This is a genomic window from Stenotrophomonas sp. HMWF023 (assembly GCF_003060985.1).
Classification (GTDB): Bacteria; Pseudomonadota; Gammaproteobacteria; order Xanthomonadales; family Xanthomonadaceae; genus Stenotrophomonas; species Stenotrophomonas lactitubi.
Map to the genome: position 1 here is coordinate 19,343 of NZ_QAIJ01000217.1, position 2,906 is coordinate 22,248.

Annotated in this window: 2 protein-coding genes and 1 pseudogene; all 3 read right to left on the reverse strand. The window is 67.1% G+C overall.

Features of this window, described 5'->3' with window-relative positions; all coding sequences use genetic code 11:
- Positions 1-251 precede the first annotated feature (251 nt).
- Complete coding sequence (locus tag DBR20_RS11715) at positions 252-1,898, reverse strand: CsgG/HfaB family protein (RefSeq protein ID WP_108266285.1); 1,647 nt, start codon at positions 1,896-1,898, stop codon at positions 252-254.
- A 16-nt stretch (positions 1,899-1,914) separates the two neighbouring features.
- Positions 1,915-2,589, reverse strand: coding sequence for a hypothetical protein (locus DBR20_RS11720; protein WP_108266286.1), 675 nt, complete (start codon positions 2,587-2,589; stop codon positions 1,915-1,917).
- Between the two features lie 134 nt (positions 2,590-2,723).
- A pseudogene (locus DBR20_RS23050) lies at positions 2,724-2,906 on the reverse strand (hypothetical protein); the annotation flags it as partial.

Here is a 2,906-nt window from a genome sequence, read left to right on the forward strand (position 1 = left end):
CCGCTGCAAGTACGTCCATGTAAGCTCGGTCGCCGCATCCATGCGGCTCACGCCCCCGCACGCTGCCCCACCCCGCCTTCGACAGTTTCCCGCTGCTGCTGATACCGCTGCTGTTGGTAGGTGTCGACCTTGGTCGACACGTAGATCCACGCCATGCGTGGATGATGTCGTGGAAACGAAAACAAGAAGGGGTCAGATCCCTTTCCCGGCGGGAAAGGGCTCTGACCCCATCTGTGTGTTGCTTGGACGTGTTACCAGTTCGGGTCTTCAGCCGGGGCGGCGGCGGGCTTGGGCTTCGGCTTGCTGGCCGGGCGCGCGGCGGCGGCCGGGGCGGCCGATGCGGTTGCGCCGGCGGCTGCCTTGGGCTTGCCACCGAGCTTCTGGCGCAGTTCGATCTGGCCCGGGCGGAAACCACCGCGCATCGCGTCCACGCCCTCTTCCAGGGTGCCGTAGGAGGTCTGCGCGGCCACGCGGTCGATGCGGATGGTGCAGCACGGATGCTCGCTGCGGCCGAGCGAACGCCCGGTCTGCGGGTCCTTCAGCTCTTCGCCCAGGCGCACGGCCTGCCAGCGCTGGCCGACCTGCACGGTGTCACCGCCCTGGCTCAGCACGACCTGGTCGCCATCGACGGACACCACCGACACCGGGAACAGCGTGGTGACGATCGTGCTGCCGATCTGGCCGGACAGCGAATCCATCATCGAAGCAGCCATGCTGCGGCCGTTGACCACGCGCGGCAGCGTGCTCGGGCCGGTCGAGGCCAGCTGGTGGTCGAAGCTGTCGGACATCACCACCTGGCCGGTGGTGGCATTGACCAGGCGCAGGGTGATGCGGCCGCCACCGGAGTACGAGGTCACCTGGCGATCGGACATGCGCAGGTTGCGCACGCTGCGCGGGTACTCGAAACGTTCGATGGTCGGAATCAGGATCAGGTCGGTCGCCAGCTGCTGGCCAACGCGTGCGGTGTCCTGCAGGCGCACGTTGCCGCTGTTGATGTGGTCGATCTCGGCCTGCAGTTCGTCGCCGAACTCGCGGTCCAGCACGATGAATCGCTGGGTCTGGGTAAGCGTGTCGGACAGCCGCGCGCGGATCGCCTGGGCGACCTCGTCGGCATTCACCCGGCCATCGCCAACGGCATAACTGCCCGACTTGGTACGCGGCAGGGCCACCACGATCTTCGGCTTGCCTTCTTCATCCGGCGCACGGTACTGGGCAATCTGCGCGCGGACACGCACCTTCCAGTAGCTGCGCATGCTGCGCCGGGTGACGTCCGAATCGAAGGAGCTGGCACCGCGCTTGGCGTCGACCTTCACCTGTTCTTCGTAGTTTTCCTTGACGCTGGCCGACGCCGAGCCACCCTTGGCGGAGGCTTCGCCGGAGGCGCTGGCCGATGCCGAACCCTTGAAGCTCCAGCCTTCGTCGCTGGCGCGCACGCGGGCAATGGTTTCTTCGTCGAGCTGGCTCACTTCATCCTGCGAGAGGATTTCATAGCCCAGCACCGCGCCCTGCGAGCCGGCAATCATCTGCTGGGAGAACGCGTCGGCGCGGATATCGCCGACGTGCTCACCATCCACGTCCACATGCAGGCCTGCGCGCAGGCTCTGCATCTGGCTGGCCACGCGTACGCCGTTGACCTGGGCCACGGCCGACTGCAATGCCGCCAGCACCGCCAGTTCCGGGGTGCTGCCGATACCGTCGGCTTCGCGCGCGACCTGGGTGGTGCCGCCGAAATCCGGCGTGCCACGCAGGGGCGCTTCCTGCACCGGCGCATTGCTGGCCAGTGCACTGGCGGCCTTGTCCTTGGCGGGTGCGGCTTCTGCCGGTGCATCCTGCTTGCCGCAGGCTGCCAGCAGGGCCGCGGCCAGGCCCAGGCCGATCAATCGAGTCGTCGTACGCATGCGGAGTTGCCTCGTATCAGAGCGAATCCAGCATCGAATCGGCGTTGGACGGCACCTTCACCTTGCTCTTCTTGGCGAAGGTCACGGCCGACTTGGTCGAGCCGTACAGGCCCTTGATGAAGCCCGGCGATTCCTTGGCAACCCAGGCACCAGCAGCCAGCTTGCGGCCAACGGTGGCCATCTGGGTGGCACCCAGGTTCTTCATGCCGGCCGCAAAGCCGCTGGCTTCGCCGCTCAGCTTCTGCGCTTCGGCAGCCGAGGACAGCAGCGAGACCAGGCCATCGGCGTAGTGCTGCTTGGATTCAGCATTCAGTTCCGGCTGTGCGGCCTGGCGCTCGTCGATGGCGGCCTGTGCGGCCTGGCTGACCGAGACCGACTTCTTCATCGCATCAACGTTCACCGAACCCGACGACAGTGCCTGGCGCTCGGCTTCCAGCAGCTGCACCTGCTCGGCCAGGCCGAAGGCGCGGGCGAAGGAGGTCTGTGCCTGCAGCGAGTGCGACTGCGAGCTGACGAAACGACGGACCAGCGCTTCCTGCGCGGCTTCGTCCGGGGCGGCAGCGCTGGCGCTGCTGCTGGAGGTACCGGTAGCGGCGCCAGCCAGATCCTTCAGCTTGCCGAACTGGGCATGGGCCGGCATCGACAGGGTAGCGGCCGCGATGGCAACGACGAGAGCGGTATTGCGGATCATGGAAGATTCCTTTGGGAGAGACGGCCGCGATGCGGCACGCGAGATCGGGGATAGCAGCGGGTCAGTGCCGAGCAAGCTCGGCACCCACCAGAGCCGGTAGCGCCGGGCCATGCCCGGCGAGCGCAGCGGTAACGTCAGCGGACCGCCTTGACGTTCAGCTCGTTGATCATCTGCTGGGCGGCCTTTTCGGCAGCCAGCTGCAGCGCATTGGTGCGGGCGACGGTTTCGTTCGGGCCGGTACCGGAGAACTGCACCGGACCCACCGACGACACGGTGCGCGGGAAGCGACCGGTCACGTCCAGCACCTTGCCGGTGAC